Origin of the sequence: Leucobacter celer subsp. astrifaciens, assembly GCF_001273835.1 — a bacterium.
GTDB lineage: Bacteria > Actinomycetota > Actinomycetes > Actinomycetales > Microbacteriaceae > Leucobacter > Leucobacter celer.
This window is the reverse complement of record NZ_JHEI01000136.1, coordinates 213,235-231,784: the sequence shown is the minus strand read 5'-3', so window position 1 is coordinate 231,784 and position 18,550 is coordinate 213,235. Positions and strand designations below refer to the sequence as shown.

The window sequence follows — 18,550 nt, the reverse complement described above, 5'->3', positions numbered from 1 at the left end:
AGCAATTATCGCACGAGCGGGGCGGGTCACGTGCGGCGCGCCTTCTGCGAGGATGGCAGCATGCCCCAGGTCGCAGCCCTCTACCGATATCCCGTGAAGGGGTTCACGCCGGAGAACCTCGATCGACTCACCGTCCAGGCGGATGGCCGCGTCGCCGGAGATCGGGTGCTGGCGTTCCGATTCGCCGATGCCGCGGCGCCCGAGCAGCGCGACGGGCTCGACTACTGGCCGAAGGCGAAGGGGCTGTCGCTGCAGGACTTCCCCGCCCTCGCCGCGCTGCGCCTCGAGTACGACGAGGCCGCACTGCGGATGCGCATCTCGCACTCGGGCGAGACGGTCGCGGAAGACGGGCTCGACGACCCGGGCCGATCCCGGATCGCCCGGGCGGTCACCGAGTTCGTGCTCGGCACGCGGGAGGGCTCGCGCCTGGAGCGCCCGGGCCGGCTCCCGCTCGCGCTCGTCGGAGACGGGATCCGCTCCCGCTTCCAGGATCGTCCCCGCGGCTTCGTCTCGGTGCACGGGCGGGCGAGCGTCGCGGCGCTGGGCGACGCCCTCGGGTTCCCGGTCGACGACCGCCGTTTCCGATCGAACATCGCGATCGACGGCATCGAGGCGTGGAGCGAACTCGACTGGACCGGTCGCGTGCGGATCGGCGGGGTCGTCTTCCGCGCGGAGGGCCCCATCGTGCGCTGCATGGCCACCCACGCCAATCCCGACACCGGGGAGCGGGATGCCCGGGTGCTCACGACGCTCACCCGGGGCCTCGGGCAGCAGGAGCCGACGCTCGGCAGGCTCCTGCTGCCCGAGGATCCGATCCCCTCGCCGGCGGACACCGGCGATCGGGCCGGCGAGCCGGCGGGCGAATCGGCCGGGACGATCCGGATCGGCGACGAGGTCGAGATCCTCTGACCCCTCGGCCTCACCTCGCGCTTCTCCGCGCCCCCGTCGACACGCACTGGGCGCGCCCGGGAGATTCTGCTAAGCTTGACTCTTGGCTTGCGTGTGGATCACATCCGCACATCCCGTGAGGCGCCCTCTCTCGCCGAGCGGAACAACCGTCAATCTTTACGTGTAAGGACACAACCCAACGTGGCAAACATCAAGTCGCAGATCAAGCGCATCAAGACCAACCGCAAGGCGACCGAGCGCAACAAGGCGTACAAGAGCGAGCTGCGCACCGTCGTGCGCGCGACCCGCGAGGCCATCGCCTCGGGCGACAAGGCCGCCGCCGAGGCGAAGCTGCTGGTCGCCGGCAAGAAGCTCGACAAGGCCGTCTCCAAGGGCGTCATCCACAAGAACCAGGCGGCGAACCGCAAGTCGAAGCTCGCCGTGCAGGTCGCGGCTCTCTGAGCTCCGCACCTCTCACGCGAAAAGCCCCGCTTCGGCGGGGCTTTTCGCGTTTCACCCACCGATTGAGCGAGCGCAGCGACCGCGTCGCCGATTGAGCGAGCGCAGCGAGTCGAAATCCGGCCTACCGCCCGCGCTTCGCGACGAACAGCAGGTACTTCTCGAGCGCGTACTCGGGATCCCGGCTACCGCCCTTGAGCAGCCACTCGGTCTCGGCCGCGAGGTCGATGCACCTCGCGAGGTCCTCCTCCCGCCAGCCGCGCACCTCGCGCTGGGCGCGATCCACCTGCCACGGGGCCATGCCCAGCTCCTTCGCCAGCTGAGCACTGGATCCGCGGGCCCCGTAGACGCGCGCCATCGCGCGCACCTTCATGTTGAGGGCGGCGAGCATCGGGATCGGATCGGTGCCCGTGGAGAGCGCCTGGCGCAGCAGCACCAGCGCGTCGGAGGCGCGGCCCGCCGTCGCCGCGTCCGCGACCTTGAAGGCGTTGGTCTCGACCCGGCCCTCGGTCGCGCGGTTCACCTCTTCCTCGGAGAGACGCGCACCCGCGTCGGAGACCAGCTGCGCGCACGCGCCGGCGAGCTCCCCGATGCCGCCGGAGTAGGCGGCGACGATCATGCGCAGCGCACCCGGAGTGATCTGCGCGCCGAGCCGCCGGAACTCGCCCTGCGCGAAGGCCAGGCGGTCCTGATCCTTCTTCACCTCGGCGCAGAGCACCTCGATGCCCCCGCCCGCGCCGCCCCGCACGAGGTCGAGCAGAGCCTTGCCGCGCTGTCCCCCGCCGTGCCGCAGCACGAGCGTCGTGTCCTCAGCCGGCTGGGCGACGTAGCGCTTGGCGTCCTCCAGGAAGGCGTCTGAGCATTTCTCGACCCCCTCGACGCGGATGAGCCGGGGTTCGGCGAAGAGCGACGGGCTCGCGATCGTGAAGAGCTCGCCCGCGGTGTAGCTCGCGGCGTCGACGTCGTGCACCTCGAGGTCGCTGTGCGCGTCGAGCAGGGCCGCGCGGATCGCCTGGGTCGCACGATCCGCGAGAAAGGCCTCCGGCCCGCTGACCAGCACGACGGGCGCCGGGTGCGCCTCGCTCCAGTCGAGCTGCGGGATCTTCGTCTTCGCTCCTCGTGCTGCTGCCACCCCTCAAGCCTACTGGGCATCCGCCGGTTCTCCTCGCTCCACCCAGACCCGCAGATCCCCCGGTGCGCCGCTGATTGCGATGGACCCGTGGAGGTCGGTGCGCAGGGTGCGGGATCCCGCGGCCTCGAACGCGTCCAGCGTCTCCGCGGCCGGATGGCCGTAGCCGTTGTCGGCGCCGACGGACACGAGGGCGAGTGCGGCCCCGATCGCCTCCGCAAACGCCGGATCCTGGTCACGGCTGCCGTGGTGGGCCACCTTGGCGATGTCGGCGCCGAGGTCGGCGCCCGACGCGCGGAGCGCGCGCTGCTCGTCCGCGCCGGTGTCGGCGAGCAGCAGCACTGAGAGTTCCCCGGCGCGCACGCGCAGCACCACACTCGCGGCGTTCGTGTCGGCCGGCGTGCTGCCGACCGGCGGGGCGACCACCTCCCAGTGCAGGCCGCCGACGGAGCCGCGCTCACCGGCCTCGCCGATGCGATGCGGGATCCCGGCCGCCTCGAGACGGGTGAGGACGGGCCGCTGGGCACCATCCGCACGATTGTCGGGCGCGACGAGAGCGGCGTCGGAGAGGGCGGCGACGGCGCCCAGCGCCCCGACGTGGTCGCGGTCGTCGTGCGTGAGCACGAGCAGCGCGATCCGCCGCACGCCGAAGCGGTCGAGGCATGCATCGAGCATCTCGGGCTCATCGCCCGTGTCGACCAGCACGACCCCCTCCGGATGCTCCGGATCGCGCAGCAGCAGCGCATCGCCCTGCCCGACGTCGCAGGCCACCACACTCCACTCGTGCGGCGCTCCCGCACCGCTCACGAGCGGCGCGACGACCGTCGGGCTGGCGAAGGTGCCGCCCGCGGCGCACAGCAGCACCGCGACCGCCGCCCGGCCGCGCGTCGAGATCGGCCGCCGACCGCGCCAGGGGACGCGGCCCGCCGCGCGATCCCGCGGCAGTGAGACACGGCGGGTCAGCAGCGAGCCGGCCATCAGCACCGCGCATTCCACGGCCGCGAGCAGCAGCGCACCCGGCCACCCCTCCGGCCACGGCCACCGCGCCAGCGGCAACTGGGCGGTGACCACCGCCGTCGACGCGACCCAGCGCGCCGGCAGTGCCGCGAGCACCGTCACCGCCTCGCCGGCCGCCGCGGAGACGGGGAGCAGCAGCAGGGCGAGCAGCCCGAGGCCCGTGCCGAGTGGCGCCGCGGGCGCGGCGAGCACGTTGGCGAGCACCCCCGCTGCGGGAATACCCGACTGCAGGAGCAGGAGCAGCGGACCGCAGGCGAGCTGCGCGGCGAGTGCGACCGCCACGGGCAGCAGCAGCCAGCGCGGTACCGGCAGCAGGCGCGACATGCCCCGCTCGAGCCCGGGCACGATCAGCAGGATGCCGGCCGTGGCCGCGACGGACAGCGCGAATCCGGGCTGCAGCGCCTGCCACGGATTCGCGATCAGCAGCAGGAGCATGGCCGATCCCAGAGCGGGGAGTGCGACGGCGCGCTTGCCGCCGAAGCCCGACACCAGCACGACCGCGGCCATGAGCGCGGCCCGCTGCACGCTCGCGTCGGGCCCCACCAGGAACACGAAGCCCGCGAGCGCGGCGCCGGCGAGCACGATCCGCGACCGCCGACCCGCGCCGAGCAGGCCGGCGCATCGCACCATCGCGCCGGTGACGAGCGCGCAGTTCGCGCCGGAGACCGCGACGAGGTGGGTGAGCGAGGTCTGCTGCATCCGGCGTGCGAGTTCGTCGTCGACGAGCGCGGTGTCCCCCACTGCGAAGCCCGGCACGAGCGCGGCGCCCGGCACCGCTTCGGCCGACGCCCGCAGCTGCGTGCGCAGCGCCGCAGCGATTCGTCCTGCCTCCTCGATCGGGCAGGGCCTCCCGTCTGCCGTCGGTGCGATCCTCGCCGCCTCGACCCGCACACCGTAGGCCGCCGCCGATCCGGGTTCAAGCGCGACCAGCCGCCCTCGTACCACCAGACGCGTCGCAGGAGCCCACGGGGCCGCTCCTGTGCCGGAGGCGGCTTCCACGGCCGTGTCCCCGCGCATCCAGAGCACCACCGGCACCATACCCGATGCCCCGATCGTCTCGGCCTCGGCCCACGCACGGGGCTGCGCCGGCGACACCTGGGCCTGAGGAAACCCCCGCAGTGCGACGTCGATCTCGAGCGTCCGCTGATGCTCCGCCGCGCGGGCGAGACTGGGATCCGCGCGCGCCCGCTCACCGAGTTCGATGCTCGATCCCACCAGCACCAGCACCGCGCAGCTCACGGCACCGTAGCGCAGCGCGAGGAGCGCCACCCGGCCCGCGGCGGTCCGCCGGGTCAGCACCGCAAGACTCAGGAGCAGGCTCCCGACCGCTGCCGCCAGAACGGCGATCATGCGCCCGGTGCCCGGGTGCAGCACGGCGATGGCCGCACACCCCCACGCGAGCAGCGCGGGTGCGAAGATCCGCCACGCACCCGGCGGCGATCGGGTGCGCGTGAGCCGATCGGCCGTGGCCGAGCGCTCTGCTCCGCTCATCGCACCGTCACCAGCTCGCGGAAGCCGTCGAGCGTCTTCGCCCCGATGCCCGAGACCTCCAGCAGCTGCTCGACCGAGGCGAAGCCGCCGTTCGCCTCGCGCCAGTCGAGGATGCGCTGCGCGAGCGCCGGCCCGACCCGCGGCAGCGTCTCGAGCGATGCCGCGTCGGCGGAGTTCAGATCGAGCAGGCCACCGCCGGGAACCGTCGCACCGCCCGCCGCACCGGAGACCGGCGGCACGGCAGCCGCCCCGGCGGTCGCCTGCTCGGCGTCGGGCACCAGGATCTGCTCCCCGTCCGCCACGAGTCGCGCGAGGTTGACGGCGGAGAGCACCGCGCTCGCGCGCGCCCCGCCCGCCGCCTCGATGGCCTCCGCGACGCGGGATCCGGCGGGCAGCTCGACCACGCCGGGGTGCTGCACCTCCCCCACCACGTGCACCAGCACGGGAGCGGCATCGGCGGGGTTCTCCTGCGCGTCGACGGATTCCCCGCTCCCCAGGTCCGTCCCCGGGTCCGTGCCCGCTTCTCCGCCCGCCGCGGCGACCTCGCGGGTGATCTGCCCCGCGGCCTCCGCGGCCGGGCGCAGCTGCAGCATCGTGAGCACGATCGCGATCGCCACGGCGATCACGAAGGCGACCGCACCGGCCGCTGCGGGGACCGCGACGGCGCGCCCGATCCGCTTCGACACCGGGGCATCGACCCGCTGCTCGAGCGCAGGAGGCGCTCCGGGTGCACGGCCGGAGGCGGCGCGTTCCCGCCAGTCCGCCCGGTTCAGCACCGCCTCGGGCGTCCACGCCGCGGAGGGGTTCTCCTCGGCGTGCTTCCGGGAGGGAGGCCGCGGTCCGGCTCCGGGAGTCCTCTGGCAATCGGCGTGCATGCGAACACGCTAGGTGGCGCCGACCCGGGCGGGCCACCGCTCCGAGCACGATGTGCACGACTCACCGACAACGCGGAAAGATCGCCGCGTTGTGAGCGAAGAGCCCGCGCACCCCAGGGGGCACGCGGGCTCGCAGACGCGGGGATCGCCGGATCAGCGCGTCACGATGCTCACGATCTTCGGCACGCGCACCACCACGTTGACGATCTCGCGGTCGCCGACGGAGCGCTGCACGGCAGCCGACGCCCGGGCGGCCGCCTCCGCGTCCTCCGCGGTTACCGAGGCCGGCAGGGTGAGGCGATCCCGCACCTTGCCGTCGACCTGCACCACGAGCGTGATCTCGTCCTCGACGAGCAGCGAGGGATCCGCGGCGGGCCAGACGGCCAGGGCGACGGTGGGCTCGTGGCCCAGCTTCGCCCACATGTCCTCGGACGCGTAGGGCGCGAAGAGCGAGAGGATCATCGCAATGGCCTCGGCGGACTCGCGCACCGCGGGGTCGGCGGCACCGCACCCGGAGTCGATGGCCTTGCGGGTGACGTTCACCTGGTCCATGAGGCGGGCCACGACGACGTTGAACTTGTACGCCTCGACGAGCCCGGGGGCGTCGGCGAGGAGATGGTGGGTGTGCTTGCGCAGCTCCGGGTCACCACCCGCGAAGTCGACGCCGAGCGGCGCGCCCGAGCGCTCCACGTCGTCGGCCACGCGCCAGGCGCGGGCCAGGAACTTCGCCGAGCCCTGCACCGACACGTCGGCCCAGTCGATGTCGTCCTCCGGCGGGCCGGCGAACGCGAGGGTGACCCGCAGCGCGTCGGCGCCGTGCTCGCCCAGCTCGCTCGCGAACTCGACGAGGTTGCCCTTCGACTTCGACATCTTCGCGCCGTCCTGCAGCACCATGCCCTGATTCAGCAGGGCGGTGAAGGGCTCCTCGAAGTCGAGGTAGCCGAGATCGTGCAGCACCTTCGTGATGAAGCGGGAGTAGAGCAGGTGCAGGATCGCGTGCTCGACGCCGCCCGCGTACTGATCGATCGACCCCCACTTGCGCGCCAGTTCGGGGTCGAAGGCCTGCGTGTCGTCCGTCGCCGAGAGGAATCGCAGGTAGTACCAGGAACTGTCGACGAAGGTGTCCATGGTGTCGGGATCCCGGGTCCAGGTCTCGCCGGTCTCGGGATCGACCACCGTGGCCCACTCGGTCGCGGCGCCCAGCGGCGACGATCCCTTGGGCTTCAGATCGAGCCCCTCCGAGGCCGGCAGCTCCACCGGCAGCGCGGACTGCTCCACCGGCTTCATCGAGCCGTCGGCCCCGTGCAGGATCGGGATCGGGGTTCCCCAGTAGCGCTGGCGCGAGATCAGCCAGTCGCGCAGGCGGTAGGTGGTGGCGGCGCGGCCCGTTCCCCGGGCCTCGAGCACCTCGATCGCCTTGGCGATGGCGGCGGCCTTGTCGAGCCCGTCGAGCTCGCCCGAGTTGATCAGTACGCCGTCCCCCGCGGTCGCGATGCCGCTCTCCGCGGGATCGGGCAGCCGCTCGCCGTCGGCGTCGCGCACATCGACGACCACGCGCACCGGCAGTTCGAAGCGGCGTGCGAAGTCGAGGTCGCGCTGATCGTGCGCGGGTACGGCCATAATCGCGCCGTGCCCGTAGTCGGCGAGCACGTAGTCGGATGCCCACACGGGAATGCGCTCGCCGTTCACCGGGTTCACGGCGAAGTGGTCGAGGAACACGCCGGTCTTCTCGCGATCGGCGCTCTGCCGCTCGATCTCGGTCTGCTTCTGCGTCTGCTCGAGGTATGCCTGGAACCGCATGCGCACCTCGGCGGAGGCCCCCGCCGCCAGCTCAGCGGCCAGATCCGAATCAGGAGCGACCACCATGAAGGTGGCGCCGTGCAGCGTGTCGGGCCGGGTCGTGAAGACCGGCACCTTCTCCTCGCGGCCCTCGATCTCGAACTCCACCTCGGCGCCGCGCGAGCGCCCGATCCAGTTGCGCTGCATGTTCAGCACCTTGGCGGGCCACTGCCCTTCGAGCTGGTCGAGGTCGTCGAGCAGGCGATCCGCGTAGTCGGTGATGCGGAAGTACCACTGCGTGAGCTTCTTCTTGACGACCATCGCGCCAGAGCGCTCGGAGGTGCCGTCCGGCAGCACCTGCTCATTCGCGAGCACCGTCTGATCCACCGGATCCCAGTTGACCCAGCTGGCCTTGCGGTAGGCGAGGCCCTTCTCGTGCATCTTGAGGAACAGCCACTGGTTCCAGCGGTAGTACTCGGGGTCGCTCGTGTGCAGCACGCGGCTCCAGTCGAAGGAGGGCGCGTAGACGCGGAAGCTCGCCTTCTGCTGGGCGATGTTGGCGTAGGTCCACTCGCGCGGGTCGACGCCGCGCTTGATGGCGGCGTTCTCCGCGGGCAGCCCGAAGGAGTCCCAGCCGATCGGGTGCAGCACGTCGTAGCCGCGGCCGCGCCAGTAGCGGGCGAGCACGTCGCCGAAGCAGAACGCCTCCGCGTGGCCCATGTGCAGATCTCCCGAGGGGTACGGGAACATGTCGAGCACGTACTTGCGCGGGCGGTCGCCGTCGCCGGAGCCCACCTCGAAGGGCTTCAGCTGCTCCCAGACGGGGAGCCAGCGCTCCTGGATGGCCCTGAAGTCGTATCCCCCGGCCTCACGCGCCTGCTGCTCGACTGCGTCCAACTGGTCGCTCGCTTGCCGCTCGCTCACACACACCTCGATCTCGTTCGGATCGCCCGCTGCGCGGGCACACACCGTACCAGGATACCGCTTCGCGGGTCAGCGGAATGCCGGGCCGGACGGCTTGCGCTCGCGGCGGCGATCCCCAGTACTTAGCCATATGGATAAGTATTCGCTCGCGGCAGAAGACGGACTCGACGACGTCTTCTCCGCACTCGCGGATCCCACCCGCCGCGCCGTCGTGCAGCGGCTCGGCCTCGGACCCGCGAGCGTCGGCGAGCTGGCCCGGGAGTTCCCCATGTCGCTCCCGTCGTTCCTCAAGCACGTGCGCACCCTTGAGGCCTCCGGGCTCGTGCGCAGCCGCAAGGTCGGGCGCGTGCGCAGCTGCGAGCTGCGCACCGAGCGCCTGGCGCGCCTGGACCGATCCCGAGCGGGAACAGTGTGAGGGCTGACCAGGCGGATCGCGTCAGCCCGGCACCGCCTCGAGCGAGGCGATGAGCGAGGCCGCCTTCAGATGCTTCTCGGCCACCTCGCTCGCGGCGTGCGAGTCGGCCGTGATCCCTCCCCCCGCGCCGATGCGCGCCCGATCGCCGCGCAGCTCGACGCCCCGGATCGTCATCGCGAGCTCGGCGTCGCCGCTCCGGTCGATCCAGCCGAAGCACCCGGAGTACAGCCCCCGCGGGCCCGTTTCGAGCCCGGCGAGGATCTCGACCGCGCGCCGCTTCGGCGCGCCCGTCATCGAGCCGCCCGGGAAGCAGGCCTCGATCGCGTCGAAGACGTCCGCTGAGTCGCGCAGCTCGCCGACGACGGTGCTGACGAGCTGGTGCACGTGGGGGTGGCTCTCGACGCGCAGGAACCCCTCGACCGCCACCGATCCCGGTTCGCAGATCCGGCTGAGGTCGTTGCGCATGAGATCCACGATCATCAGGTTCTCGGCGCGCTCCTTCGGGTCGCTCGCCAGCTGCGCCGCGAGCGCGCCGTCCTCCTCCGGCGTTGCGCCGCGCGGCCGGGTCCCTTTGATCGGATGGGTCGCCACCAGCGCACCGCGCACGGAGAGGAAGCGCTCCGGGCTCGCGCTCACGAGGGCGCGATCCCCCGCCACGACGACACCGCCCCGAGCCGCGGCACCGCTCGCGCGCAGGCGCTCGTAGATGGCGAACGGATCGAAGACGCCGTCCACCTCGGCGGTGTCGGTGAGGCACAGCACGTAGGCCTCGCCGTCGCGGATCGCCGCGCGGCAGGCCTCGACCTCGGCCGCGTACTCGCGGTCGTCGCGACGCCAGGCAACGGGCCCGGGGGCCGGTCGCGGATGGGGATCCGGAGCAGGATCCGGATCCGGCGTGTGCAGCGCCGTGGCCAGGCGTTCCACGGCCTCGGGGTCGCCGCGCAGCTCGGCCAGATCCCGATCGTGGTCGATGGCGAGCACCGCGTCGAGGCGCAGCGCGATTCCGGGCGCCGCGGAGTCGGGCGCGGGATCGAGGCCGAGCAGCGCGACCCCGAACTCGTAGCCGAGCGCGGTCGCCCAGCCGCTGCGGAAGCCGTCGCCAGCGGGATCCCCGCCCCGCAACGCTCCGCGCAGCTCCGCGAGGAACTCGCGCTCGCCGCCCCGGGTGGCGAGCCGCACCTCGCTCGCAATCCCGAGATAGCTCACGCGCGGTTCACCGGGGGCCGCGCCCTCGCCGTCGAGCCAGCACCAGGCCGACCCGCTCGCCGCCAGCGCATGCGCGGCGGAGGGAGCATCGCCCGCCCACTCACGTCTCCCGCTCACCAGACCACTGTATCGAGCGGCGTCGCCGACCCGCCGCGATAGGGTGAGCACGTGTCTGCAGGATCACCGCGATTGCTCGCCGCCGACTCGTTCCGGGTGCGGGCGAACCCGCGCACGGGCGAGGCCGAGGTGCGGGGTCTGGATCTGCACCTGCGGCGATTCACGAGGGCCGTGCTCGACGCGCACGGCCTCGCCGGGGAAGACCCCGGGGCGCGGCGCATCATCCACCGGGTCGACGCCTTCCTGGCCGACGCGCTCCCGCGGATCGCGGCGTACGGCGAGGGCTTCCCCCGCCTCGAGTTGCGCGAGTCCGCCGAACCCGGCGGCGATCCCGGGCCGGGCCTCGCGCTGCGTCCCCTGCCCGAGCTGCGCGACACGATCGAGCTGCGCAGCGCTCCCGGCGTGCGGCTCGAGCACCCGCAGCGCAAGGGCCCGAACATCACCCGCCTCGCCGATCTGAACCGGGAGCTCGGCGCGGAGGCGCTGCTGCTCGACGGCGACGGAGGCGTGCTCGAGGGCGCGACCACGAGCCTGCTCTGGTGGCCCGGCGATCCTGAGGACCGCAAGGCATCCGGCGCGGTCGTCCGGAGCTCTGCGCGAGTGCCATCGGTGACCGAACGTCTCGTCATCGATACCGCGAACCGCCTCCCCGGAACGCAGTACCGGATCGGGCAGCAACAGCCGCAACCGCAACCGCAACAACAGCCGCGCGGCATCACCGTGGAGCAGCTGCTCCCCCGCGCGGAACGCGCCCCGCGGGAGGTGTGGGCGCTGAACGCGCTGCACGGCATCCGCGTGGTCACGAGCATCGACGGTGTCGTCCTGCCCGAACCCGACGCCCAGCGCCTCGCTTGCTTCCGCGAGGCGCTCGACCAGACTTGGCAGCCGATCAAAAAGTGATATCTTTTTTATAGCACTTATCGATCGAGACAGAGACGGAGATCGCCATGACCGCCAGCCCCCACCCGACTGACGCTCCCCTCGAACCAGTCGCCGCCGAGCCGGTCGGCCACGACGGCATCCGCGTCGACATCTCCGAGCGCTCGGCCTGGCACAAGGGCAGCGCGGCCGGCATCACCGCGTTCCTGCTGGGCGTCCTCGCGCTCCCCGGCGGCGCGGCCCTCATCATCCGAGGCGGCCTGATGCTCGACGGCGGCGACGCGTCGGGCGGGTTCCTCCTGACCCTCGGCATCCTGTGCATCGTCGTGGCCGTTCCCATCTTCACGATGTTCACCATCGTCGCGCCCGGCCAGACCTCGGTGCGGCAGTTCTTCGGCCGCTACGTCGGCACGGTGCGCAACAACGGCATCAGCTTCGTCGCCCCCTTCACCACGGGCCGCAAGGTCTCCGTTCGCGTGCACAACTTCGAGACCAACGAGCTGAAGGTCAACGACTCCGACGGCAACCCCATCCACATCGCCGCCATCGTCGTCTGGCAGGTCGCCGACACCGCCAAGGCCGTCTTCGCCGTCGAGGCGTACGACGAGTTCATCGAGACCCAGGCCGAGGCCGCGCTCCGCCACGTCGCGACGACCCACCCGTACGACGAGCCCGGCCCCGGTGAGCAGTCGCTGCGCGGCAGCACCGACCTCGTCTCCGCCGAGCTGGCCGAGGAAGTCGCCGCGCGCGTGGCCATCGCAGGCCTCGAGGTGCTCGAGGTGCGCATCTCCTCGCTCGCCTACGCGCCCGAGATCGCCCAGGCCATGCTGCAGCGCCAACAGGCGAGCGCGATCATCGCGGCGCGCGAGAAGATCGTCGAGGGCGCGGTGACGATGGTCGACCAAGCGCTCACCCGTCTCGACGACGAGGGCATCGTCTCGCTCGACGACGAGCGGCGAGCGCAGATGGTGTCGAACCTCCTGCTCGTGCTGACGAGCGACCAGCGGGCGACGCCGGTGATCAACGCGGGTTCCCTCTACAGCTGAGATGTCACAGGACGAGCGCGCAGGATCGGGCCGCAGCAGCAGGAAGCAGGTGCTGCTGCGGCTGGATCCCGCTGTGCACGCGGCGGTCGCGAAGTGGGCCGCGGACGACCTGCGCTCGGTGAACGCCCAGATCGAGGTGCTGCTGCGGCGCGCCCTCGCGGAAGCGGGGCGCGACCCGGGAGCGAAGCCGATGCCGCGGCGAGGGCGACCCCGCAAGGCCGACGCCGAGGACTGATCCGCTGCCGGCCTTCGCCGCCCTCACAGCGCGAGGCGCCCGGCCGCGATCCCGGGCGGCAGTTCGGTGTGCGTGATGAGGATCACCGCGCGATCCGCCGGCACGGCGCCGAGCAGATCGGTGAGCAGGCGGTCGGCGAGTTCGCGGTCGACGCCGGCCGTGGGCTCGTCGAGCACCACCACCGGGAAGTCGGCGAGGATCGCTCGCGCCAGCGCGATGCGCTGCGCCTGCCCGCCCGAGACGAGCGCGCCGCGCTCGCCCACGGGGGCGTCGAGGCCGCCGCGATCCCGCGCCCACTCGGCGAGACCCACCCGCTCGAGCGCGGCCATCAGCTCATCGTCGCTCGCGGTGTCCCGTGCGAACTTCAGGTTCTGCCGCAGGTCGGCGTCGAAGAGGTGCGGCGTCTGCTCGCAGAGCCCCACCGTGCGCCGTACCTCGGGCGCCGGCAGCTCGTCCGCCTCGACGCCGCGCAGCCGATAGGACCCCGTGTAGGCCAGGAACCGCACGAGCGCCAGCGCGAGGGTGCTCTTCCCGGCACCGCTCTCGCCGGTCACCACGAGCGTCTCCCCCGCCCGCAGTTCGAAGCCCACACCGGAGATGGCGTCGTGCGGGGCGCCGGGATGACGCACCGCCAGCTCGTGCACCGCGAGCAGCGGGGCTCCCGGATCGGGATCCGCGGGTGCCCCCGGCGCCCCATCGACCACCAGTTCGGCCGGCAGCGCCGTCTCGGTGAGCGCGGCGACCCGGTCGGCGCTCGCCTCGACGGCGCGCCGGGCCGCGAGCGCGGCGGGCACCTGGGCGAAGACCTCGAACACGGCGGCGGGCACGACGACCACCGCGGCGAAGAGCGGGGCGGAGAGGCCCGCGGCATCAATACCGAGCGGGGCGGAGAGGCCCTGCGCTCCCAGCCCGGGCAGCAGCAGCCAGAAGGTGACGAGTGATGCCAGGCCGGCCCCGAGCGCCAGCAGGGCGCCGGTGAGTCCCGCCGACCGGGTGCGCCGCAGCTGCACCTCGGAGAGCCTCGCCTCGGCCGCGGCGATCCGCGCGCGCTGCTGCGGCAGCGCGCCGTATGCGGCGAGCACCTCGGCGGCCGAGAAGCGCTCGAGCAGCGCGTCGACGACCGCGGCGCGGGCGTCGCTCAGATCGCGGTCGTGCGCCCCGGACATGCGGCGGGCGAGCAGGATCGCGATTCCGCCGCTCAGCAGCAGGGCGCCGACGAGCACCAGACCCGCGACGGGCGACACGAGCGACACCACGATCACGCTGAGTCCGACGACCACGGCGCTCACGAGCAGCGGCTGCCGCACGCGCAGCGGCTCGTCCTGCAGCTGGTCCACGTCGTCGACGAAGGCGGCGAGCACCTCGCCCCGCCGGTGCGATTCGACGGCGCCCGGTACGCGCGGCACGAGCGCTTCGAAGGTCTGCGCGCGCAGCGATGCGAGCTGCGCGAGCGCGGCATCGTGGCTGAACAGGCGCTCCGAGTAGCGGAAGGCGGCGCGGCCGATGGCGAGCGCCCGCACGCCCACGATCGCGAAGGTGAGGTGCAGGATCGGCGGCTGCTCCGCCGCCCGCACGATCAACCACATGCTGAGGCCGAGCAGGCCGACCACGCTGATGTCGGAGAGGATGCCGAGCAGCAGGCCCGGCGTCCGCCGTCTCCGTGACGGCATCGCACGATCGAGCACGGCGCGACGCGGCGAAAGGGCGGTGGTTCTCGTGGCGCTCATGCACCTGCCTCCACTGGCGCCGCGGCCTCGATCCGCACCACACGATCGGCGGCCGCCAGCAGCGCCTGCCGGTGGCTCACGACGAGCACCGCGCGACCGGCCTCGGCCTCGGCGCGCAGCGCGTGGCAGACCGCCCCCTCGGCCGCGGCGTCGAGAGCCGAACTCGGCTCGTCGAGCAGGAGCGCGGCGGAGTCACGCGTCCAGGCGCGGTAGAGCGCCCTGGCGATCGCCACGCGCTGCGACTGTCCACCCGAGATCCCGGATCCCGAGGCCCCGAGCAGTCGTTCGGGATCCGCGTCGGGCAGGCCCGCCGCGGCGAGCGCGCGCCGCACGAGCGCGGGATCGGGGCGTTCGGAGCCCAGCGCCACGTTGTGCGCGATCGTGCCCTGCAACAGTCCCGGCCGCTGGCCGGACCAGGCGGCCTCGCCCGCGAGCGACACCCGTCCCTCCACGGGGTCCACGAACCCGAGCAGCGCGGCGAGCAGCGTCGATTTGCCGGCGCCCGACGGGCCGGCGAGCGCCACGAACTCCCCGGCGGCCACCGCGAAGGTCACGGGCCCGACCACCTGCCTGCCGCCGCGGGAGATGCTCACCCCGTCGAAGCCGATGACGCTCTCCGCACGCATCTGGCCCGAGATCCCGTTTCCCGTCGCCTCCGCGGACGGTGCACGACGAGAATCGGGATCTCGGCGCGGGGCAGGGTCGGCGACAGGGCGCAGGGCAGCGTCGGCGCCGTTCCCGATGATCTCGAACACGCGGCTCGAGGCCGCGAGCCCCTCAGCGGAGGCGTGGAACGCGGCGCCCACCTGCCGGATGGGGATGAACACCTCCGGCAGCAGCAGCAGCACGAAGAGGCCGAGCCCGAGCGGGAAATCGCCGGTCACGAGGCGGGTGCCCACCGTGACCGCGACGAGGGCGATGGAGAAGGTGCCGGCCAGATCGAGCACGAAGCCGGAGAGGAACGTGACGCGCAGCACCTTCATGGTGCGGGAGCGGTACTCCTCGGTCTCACGCGCGATCCTCGCCGACTGCCGCTGCTCGCGGCCGAAGATCTTGAGCGTGGCGAGCCCCGAGACCGCGTCGAGGAACGATGCGGAGAGGTGCTGCAGCTGGGTCCACTGGCGATCCTGCACCGCCTGCGTCGCGAGCCCGATGAGGATCATGAAGACCGGGATCACCGGGAAGACGACGAGTACCGTGAGCCCGCTCACGGGATCGGCGAGCAGCACCGCGGCGACGAGCAGCGGCGTGGCGACGACGGTGAGGATCAGCTGCGGCAGATAGCCGGAGAAGTATCCGTCGAGCGCGTCGAGCCCGCGGCCGAGCACGGTGGCGAGTTCGGCGTCGGAGGGCCCCGCAGCACTGGCGGCACCCGCAGCACCAGAGCCCCCGGCATCCCCCAGCGGCGAGCGCGCATCGAGCGCGTCGAGCGCCGCCGCCCGCAGCTGCGCCTTCACCCGCACGGCACCGCGCGCGGCCACCGTGTCCATGGCCCACGACGCCGCCGAGCGCACGCACAGGGCCGCGAGCGCACCGGCGACGAGCAGCGGGAGCCGATCCGCTGCGAACGCGCCCTCCGCGATGCGGCCCGCGGCGCCCCCTGCTCCGCCGAGCACCGGCAGCACGGCGGTGGTCAGCGCCTGCGCCAGGCACCAGCTCCACGCGAGGATGGCGGCCGTGCGCAGCAGCCCCAGCAGGGCGCCGAGCAGCAGCACACCGCGTGCGGCTCGCGCGTGACGCAGCAGCCGCGGATCGAGAGGCTTCATCAGGTTCAATCCTATTGGGGTCGCTTCGGGCGGGCGGATCGTGACGTCCGCCCGCCCGCCGGCCGGGCTAGTGGGCCCCCGTGGGGATCGCCTCCCGGGTGAGGCGCTTGCGGAAGACCCAGTAGGTCCACCCCTGATAGGCGAGCACCAGCGGCATCGTGAAGCCGGCGACCCAGGTCATGAGTTCGAGCGTCTTCTGCGAACTCGCCGCCCCCTCGATCGACATCGAGTACGCGGGATCGATGCTCGAGTACATCAGGTTGGGGAACATCGCCATGAACACCGCCAGCAGCGCGAAGGCGATGGCCGTCGCGTTGCCGGTGAACGCCCACCCCTCGCGCCCGAACAGGTTGGCGACCCATCCGCCGATCAGCGAGACCGCGGCCACTGCCGCGCAGAGCACGATCACCCACAGGGTCTCGCTGTCGAGGTGCTGCACGATCGTCCAGGCCAGGAACCCCGCTCCGGCGAGGATGGCGCCGACTCCCACCCGGGTGGCGAGGGCCCGCGCGCGATCCCGCATCTCGCCCGTGGTCTTCAGCGATACGAACACGAGCCCGTGCGTGAAGGTGATCAGCAGCATCGTGAGCCCGCCGAGCAGACCGTAGGGGTTGAGCAGGGTCAGCAGCGTGCCCTCGTAGATCCAGCCGCCGTTCTCGAGCGGCACGATGGGCAGGCCCTGGGCGAGGTTCGCGAAGGCGACGCCCCACAGCAGGGGCGGCACGACCGATCCCCAGAAGATGAACTGGTCGAACCAGCGCGTCCACTGCTCGCCCTTGCCCTGGTGGCGGTACTCGAAGGAGACGCCGCGCAGGATGAGGGCGACGAGGATCACGAGCAGCGCCAGGTAGAAGCCCGAGAACATCGTCGCGTACCACTCGGGGAACGCCGCGAAGAGCGCGGCGCCCGCCACGATGAGCCAGGTCTCGTTGAGGTCCCAGACCGGGCCGATCGTGTTGATGATGACGCGGCGGTCGGTGTCGTCCCGGCCGAGGAAGGGCAGCGACATGCCCACGCCGAAGTCGAAGCCGTCGAGCACGAAGTACCCGATGAGCATCGCGCCGACGATGAAGAACCAGAGTGTCGTGAGGTCCATGTTCCGCTTCTCCTAGTACACCGTCGCCAGCCGCTGCTGGTCGGGTTCGCCGCTGTCGTCCTGCTCGATCTCCGGAGGCCCTTCCTTCGCGGCCTTCGTGATCAGCTTGAACTCGAGCACCGCGAGGGCGCCGTAGACCAGCGTGAACACGAGCAGCGAGGTGAGCACGGCCCAGCCGGGCACTCCCGGAGAGACGCCCTGCTCGGTCGTCATCACCCCGAACACGATCCAGGGCTGACGCCCCATCTCGGTGAAGATCCAGCCCACGAGCGAGGCCATCATCGGCAGCGGGGCCGACCAGATCGCGACCTTCCACACCCAGGTGGGAAGGTCGGTGTTCTTCCGGGTGATCCAGAGGCCCACGGCGGAGACGAGCGCCGCGAGCGCGCCGAGGCCGATCATCCAGCGGAACGCCCAGTAGGTCACCCAGATGATGGGCGCGAACTGCCCGTCGCTCGGGCAGGTGAGCAGCGAGTCGGCGCCGCAGTACATCGCCTCGTACTCGGCCTGCAGATCCCGGATGCCCTCGACGCTGCCGTCGAAGGTGCCGTTCGAGAGGAAGGAGAGCAGGTAGGGGATGCGGATCGAGAAGATCTCGTGCGCTCCGTCGGGCGTGCCCAGGCTGAAGATCGAGAACGAGGCGTCGGCTCCCGAGGCGTTCTCGTACAGCGCCTCGGCCGCGGCCATCTTCATGGGCTGGGTCTCGGTCATGACCATGCCGAGGGAGTGCCCGGTGAAGCCGACGCCCATGAAGGCGATGATGTTGGTCCAGGCGCCGAAGCGCAGCGCGGTGCGCATCTCGTCGACGAACTGCCCCCGCTGCAGATGCCAGGCGGCCACCGCCACCATCACCACGCCGGCGAACATGGTCGCGGCGAAGATCGTGTGCGGGAACTGGGTCACCGCAACCGGGTTCATGAGCACGGCCCCGATGTCCTGCAGCTCGGCGCGGCCGCGCTCCTCGTTGATCTCGAAGCCGACGGGGTTCTGCATGAACGCGTTGGCCGCGAGGATGAAGTAGGCCGAGAGCACGGTGCCGACCCAGACCATCCAGATGGTGAGCAGGTGCACCTTCTTCGGCAGCTTGTCCCAGCCGAAGATCCACAGGCCGATGAAGGTCGCCTCGAAGAAGAAGGCGATGAGCCCCTCCATCGCCAGCGGGGCGCCGAAGATGTCGCCGACGAAGCGCGAGTAGTTCGACCAGTTCATGCCGAACTGGAACTCCTGCACGATGCCGGTGACGACGCCCATGGCGAAGTTGATGAGGAAGATCTTGCCGAAGAGGCGGGTGAGGCGCAGATACTTCACCTTGCCGGTGCGCACCCACGCGGTCTGCAGGATCGCCACGAGCAGCGCCATCCCGATCGTCAGCGGCACGAAGATGAAGTGGTACAGCGTCGTCAGCCCGAACTGCCACCTGGCCAGGATCAACGGGTCGAGGAATTCGTTCATGTATCGCTCCAGAACGAAGGGCCGCACCCCACCAAGGGTGCACTCCCTT

Annotated in this window: 15 protein-coding genes; 6 read left to right on the top strand and 9 right to left on the bottom strand. The window is 71.9% G+C overall.

The window, feature by feature from the left end; translation table 11 throughout:
- Positions 1-60 precede the first annotated feature (60 nt).
- The gene (locus tag AMS65_RS09205; RefSeq protein ID WP_053383861.1) at positions 61-909 is read left to right on the top strand and encodes an MOSC domain-containing protein; all 849 of its coding nucleotides are present in this window, start codon (positions 61-63) and stop codon (positions 907-909) included.
- 180 nt (positions 910-1,089) lie between these two features.
- On the top strand, positions 1,090-1,350 hold the full coding sequence (gene rpsT, locus AMS65_RS09200; RefSeq protein ID WP_053383860.1) for a 30S ribosomal protein S20: 261 nt from the start codon (positions 1,090-1,092) through the stop codon (positions 1,348-1,350).
- A gap of 121 nt (positions 1,351-1,471) precedes the next feature.
- Here the strand turns inward: rpsT and holA are convergent, their stop codons facing one another.
- The 4 genes from holA to leuS form a co-directional block, all read right to left on the bottom strand.
- Positions 1,472-2,479, bottom strand: coding sequence for a DNA polymerase III subunit delta (gene holA / locus AMS65_RS09195; RefSeq protein WP_053383859.1), 1,008 nt, complete (start codon positions 2,477-2,479; stop codon positions 1,472-1,474).
- A gap of 9 nt (positions 2,480-2,488) precedes the next feature.
- Positions 2,489-4,984: a ComEC/Rec2 family competence protein gene (locus tag AMS65_RS09190; RefSeq protein ID WP_241489398.1), complete on the bottom strand. Its 2,496-nt coding sequence runs from the start codon at positions 4,982-4,984 to the stop codon at positions 2,489-2,491.
- Positions 4,981-5,859 (bottom strand): ComEA family DNA-binding protein, encoded by an 879-nt coding sequence (locus tag AMS65_RS09185; RefSeq protein WP_241489397.1) that lies wholly within the window; start codon positions 5,857-5,859, stop codon positions 4,981-4,983. The genes AMS65_RS09190 and AMS65_RS09185 overlap by 4 nt, the downstream gene beginning before the upstream one ends.
- Before the next feature lie 153 nt (positions 5,860-6,012).
- On the bottom strand, positions 6,013-8,535 hold the full coding sequence (leuS, locus tag AMS65_RS09180; RefSeq protein WP_053384133.1) for a leucine--tRNA ligase: 2,523 nt from the start codon (positions 8,533-8,535) through the stop codon (positions 6,013-6,015).
- A gap of 157 nt (positions 8,536-8,692) precedes the next feature.
- Between leuS and AMS65_RS09175 the strand changes: the two genes are divergently transcribed.
- A complete protein-coding gene (locus tag AMS65_RS09175) occupies positions 8,693-8,977 on the top strand; it encodes an ArsR/SmtB family transcription factor (protein ID WP_083451581.1) in 285 nt (94 codons plus the stop codon).
- A 21-nt stretch (positions 8,978-8,998) separates the two neighbouring features.
- On the opposite strand, the gene AMS65_RS09170 is transcribed toward AMS65_RS09175, so the two are convergent.
- A complete protein-coding gene (locus AMS65_RS09170; protein WP_053383858.1) occupies positions 8,999-10,300 on the bottom strand; it encodes an anthranilate synthase component I family protein in 1,302 nt (433 codons plus the stop codon).
- Between the two features lie 51 nt (positions 10,301-10,351).
- On the opposite strand from AMS65_RS09170, the gene AMS65_RS09165 reads away from it, so the two are divergent.
- From AMS65_RS09165 to AMS65_RS09155, 3 genes are read left to right on the top strand one after another with little or no spacing between them, the layout of a single operon-like run.
- Positions 10,352-11,200 (top strand): aminotransferase class IV, encoded by an 849-nt coding sequence (locus tag AMS65_RS09165; RefSeq protein ID WP_157502183.1) that lies wholly within the window; start codon positions 10,352-10,354, stop codon positions 11,198-11,200.
- Between the two features lie 47 nt (positions 11,201-11,247).
- Positions 11,248-12,225, top strand: coding sequence for an SPFH domain-containing protein (locus AMS65_RS09160; RefSeq protein WP_053383856.1), 978 nt, complete (start codon positions 11,248-11,250; stop codon positions 12,223-12,225).
- Position 12,226: 1 nt separating this feature from the next.
- Complete coding sequence (locus tag AMS65_RS09155) at positions 12,227-12,460, top strand: hypothetical protein (protein ID WP_053383855.1); 234 nt, start codon at positions 12,227-12,229, stop codon at positions 12,458-12,460.
- Between the two features lie 23 nt (positions 12,461-12,483).
- On the opposite strand, the gene cydC is transcribed toward AMS65_RS09155, so the two are convergent.
- From cydC to AMS65_RS09135, 4 genes are all read right to left on the bottom strand, one after another.
- Positions 12,484-14,187, bottom strand: a complete 1,704-nt coding sequence (gene cydC, locus AMS65_RS09150; protein WP_053383854.1) for a thiol reductant ABC exporter subunit CydC — start codon at positions 14,185-14,187, stop codon at positions 12,484-12,486.
- On the bottom strand, positions 14,184-15,953 hold the full coding sequence (gene cydD / locus AMS65_RS09145; protein WP_053383853.1) for a thiol reductant ABC exporter subunit CydD: 1,770 nt from the start codon (positions 15,951-15,953) through the stop codon (positions 14,184-14,186). Before cydD ends, cydC begins: the two co-directional genes overlap by 4 nt.
- A 67-nt stretch (positions 15,954-16,020) precedes the next feature.
- Entirely contained in the window at positions 16,021-17,049 is a 1,029-nt protein-coding gene (gene cydB / locus AMS65_RS09140; RefSeq protein WP_053383852.1) for a cytochrome d ubiquinol oxidase subunit II, read from the bottom strand.
- Positions 17,050-17,061: 12 nt separating this feature from the next.
- Positions 17,062-18,501, bottom strand: coding sequence for a cytochrome ubiquinol oxidase subunit I (locus AMS65_RS09135; RefSeq protein ID WP_053383851.1), 1,440 nt, complete (start codon positions 18,499-18,501; stop codon positions 17,062-17,064).
- Between the last annotated feature and the right edge of the window lie 49 nt (positions 18,502-18,550).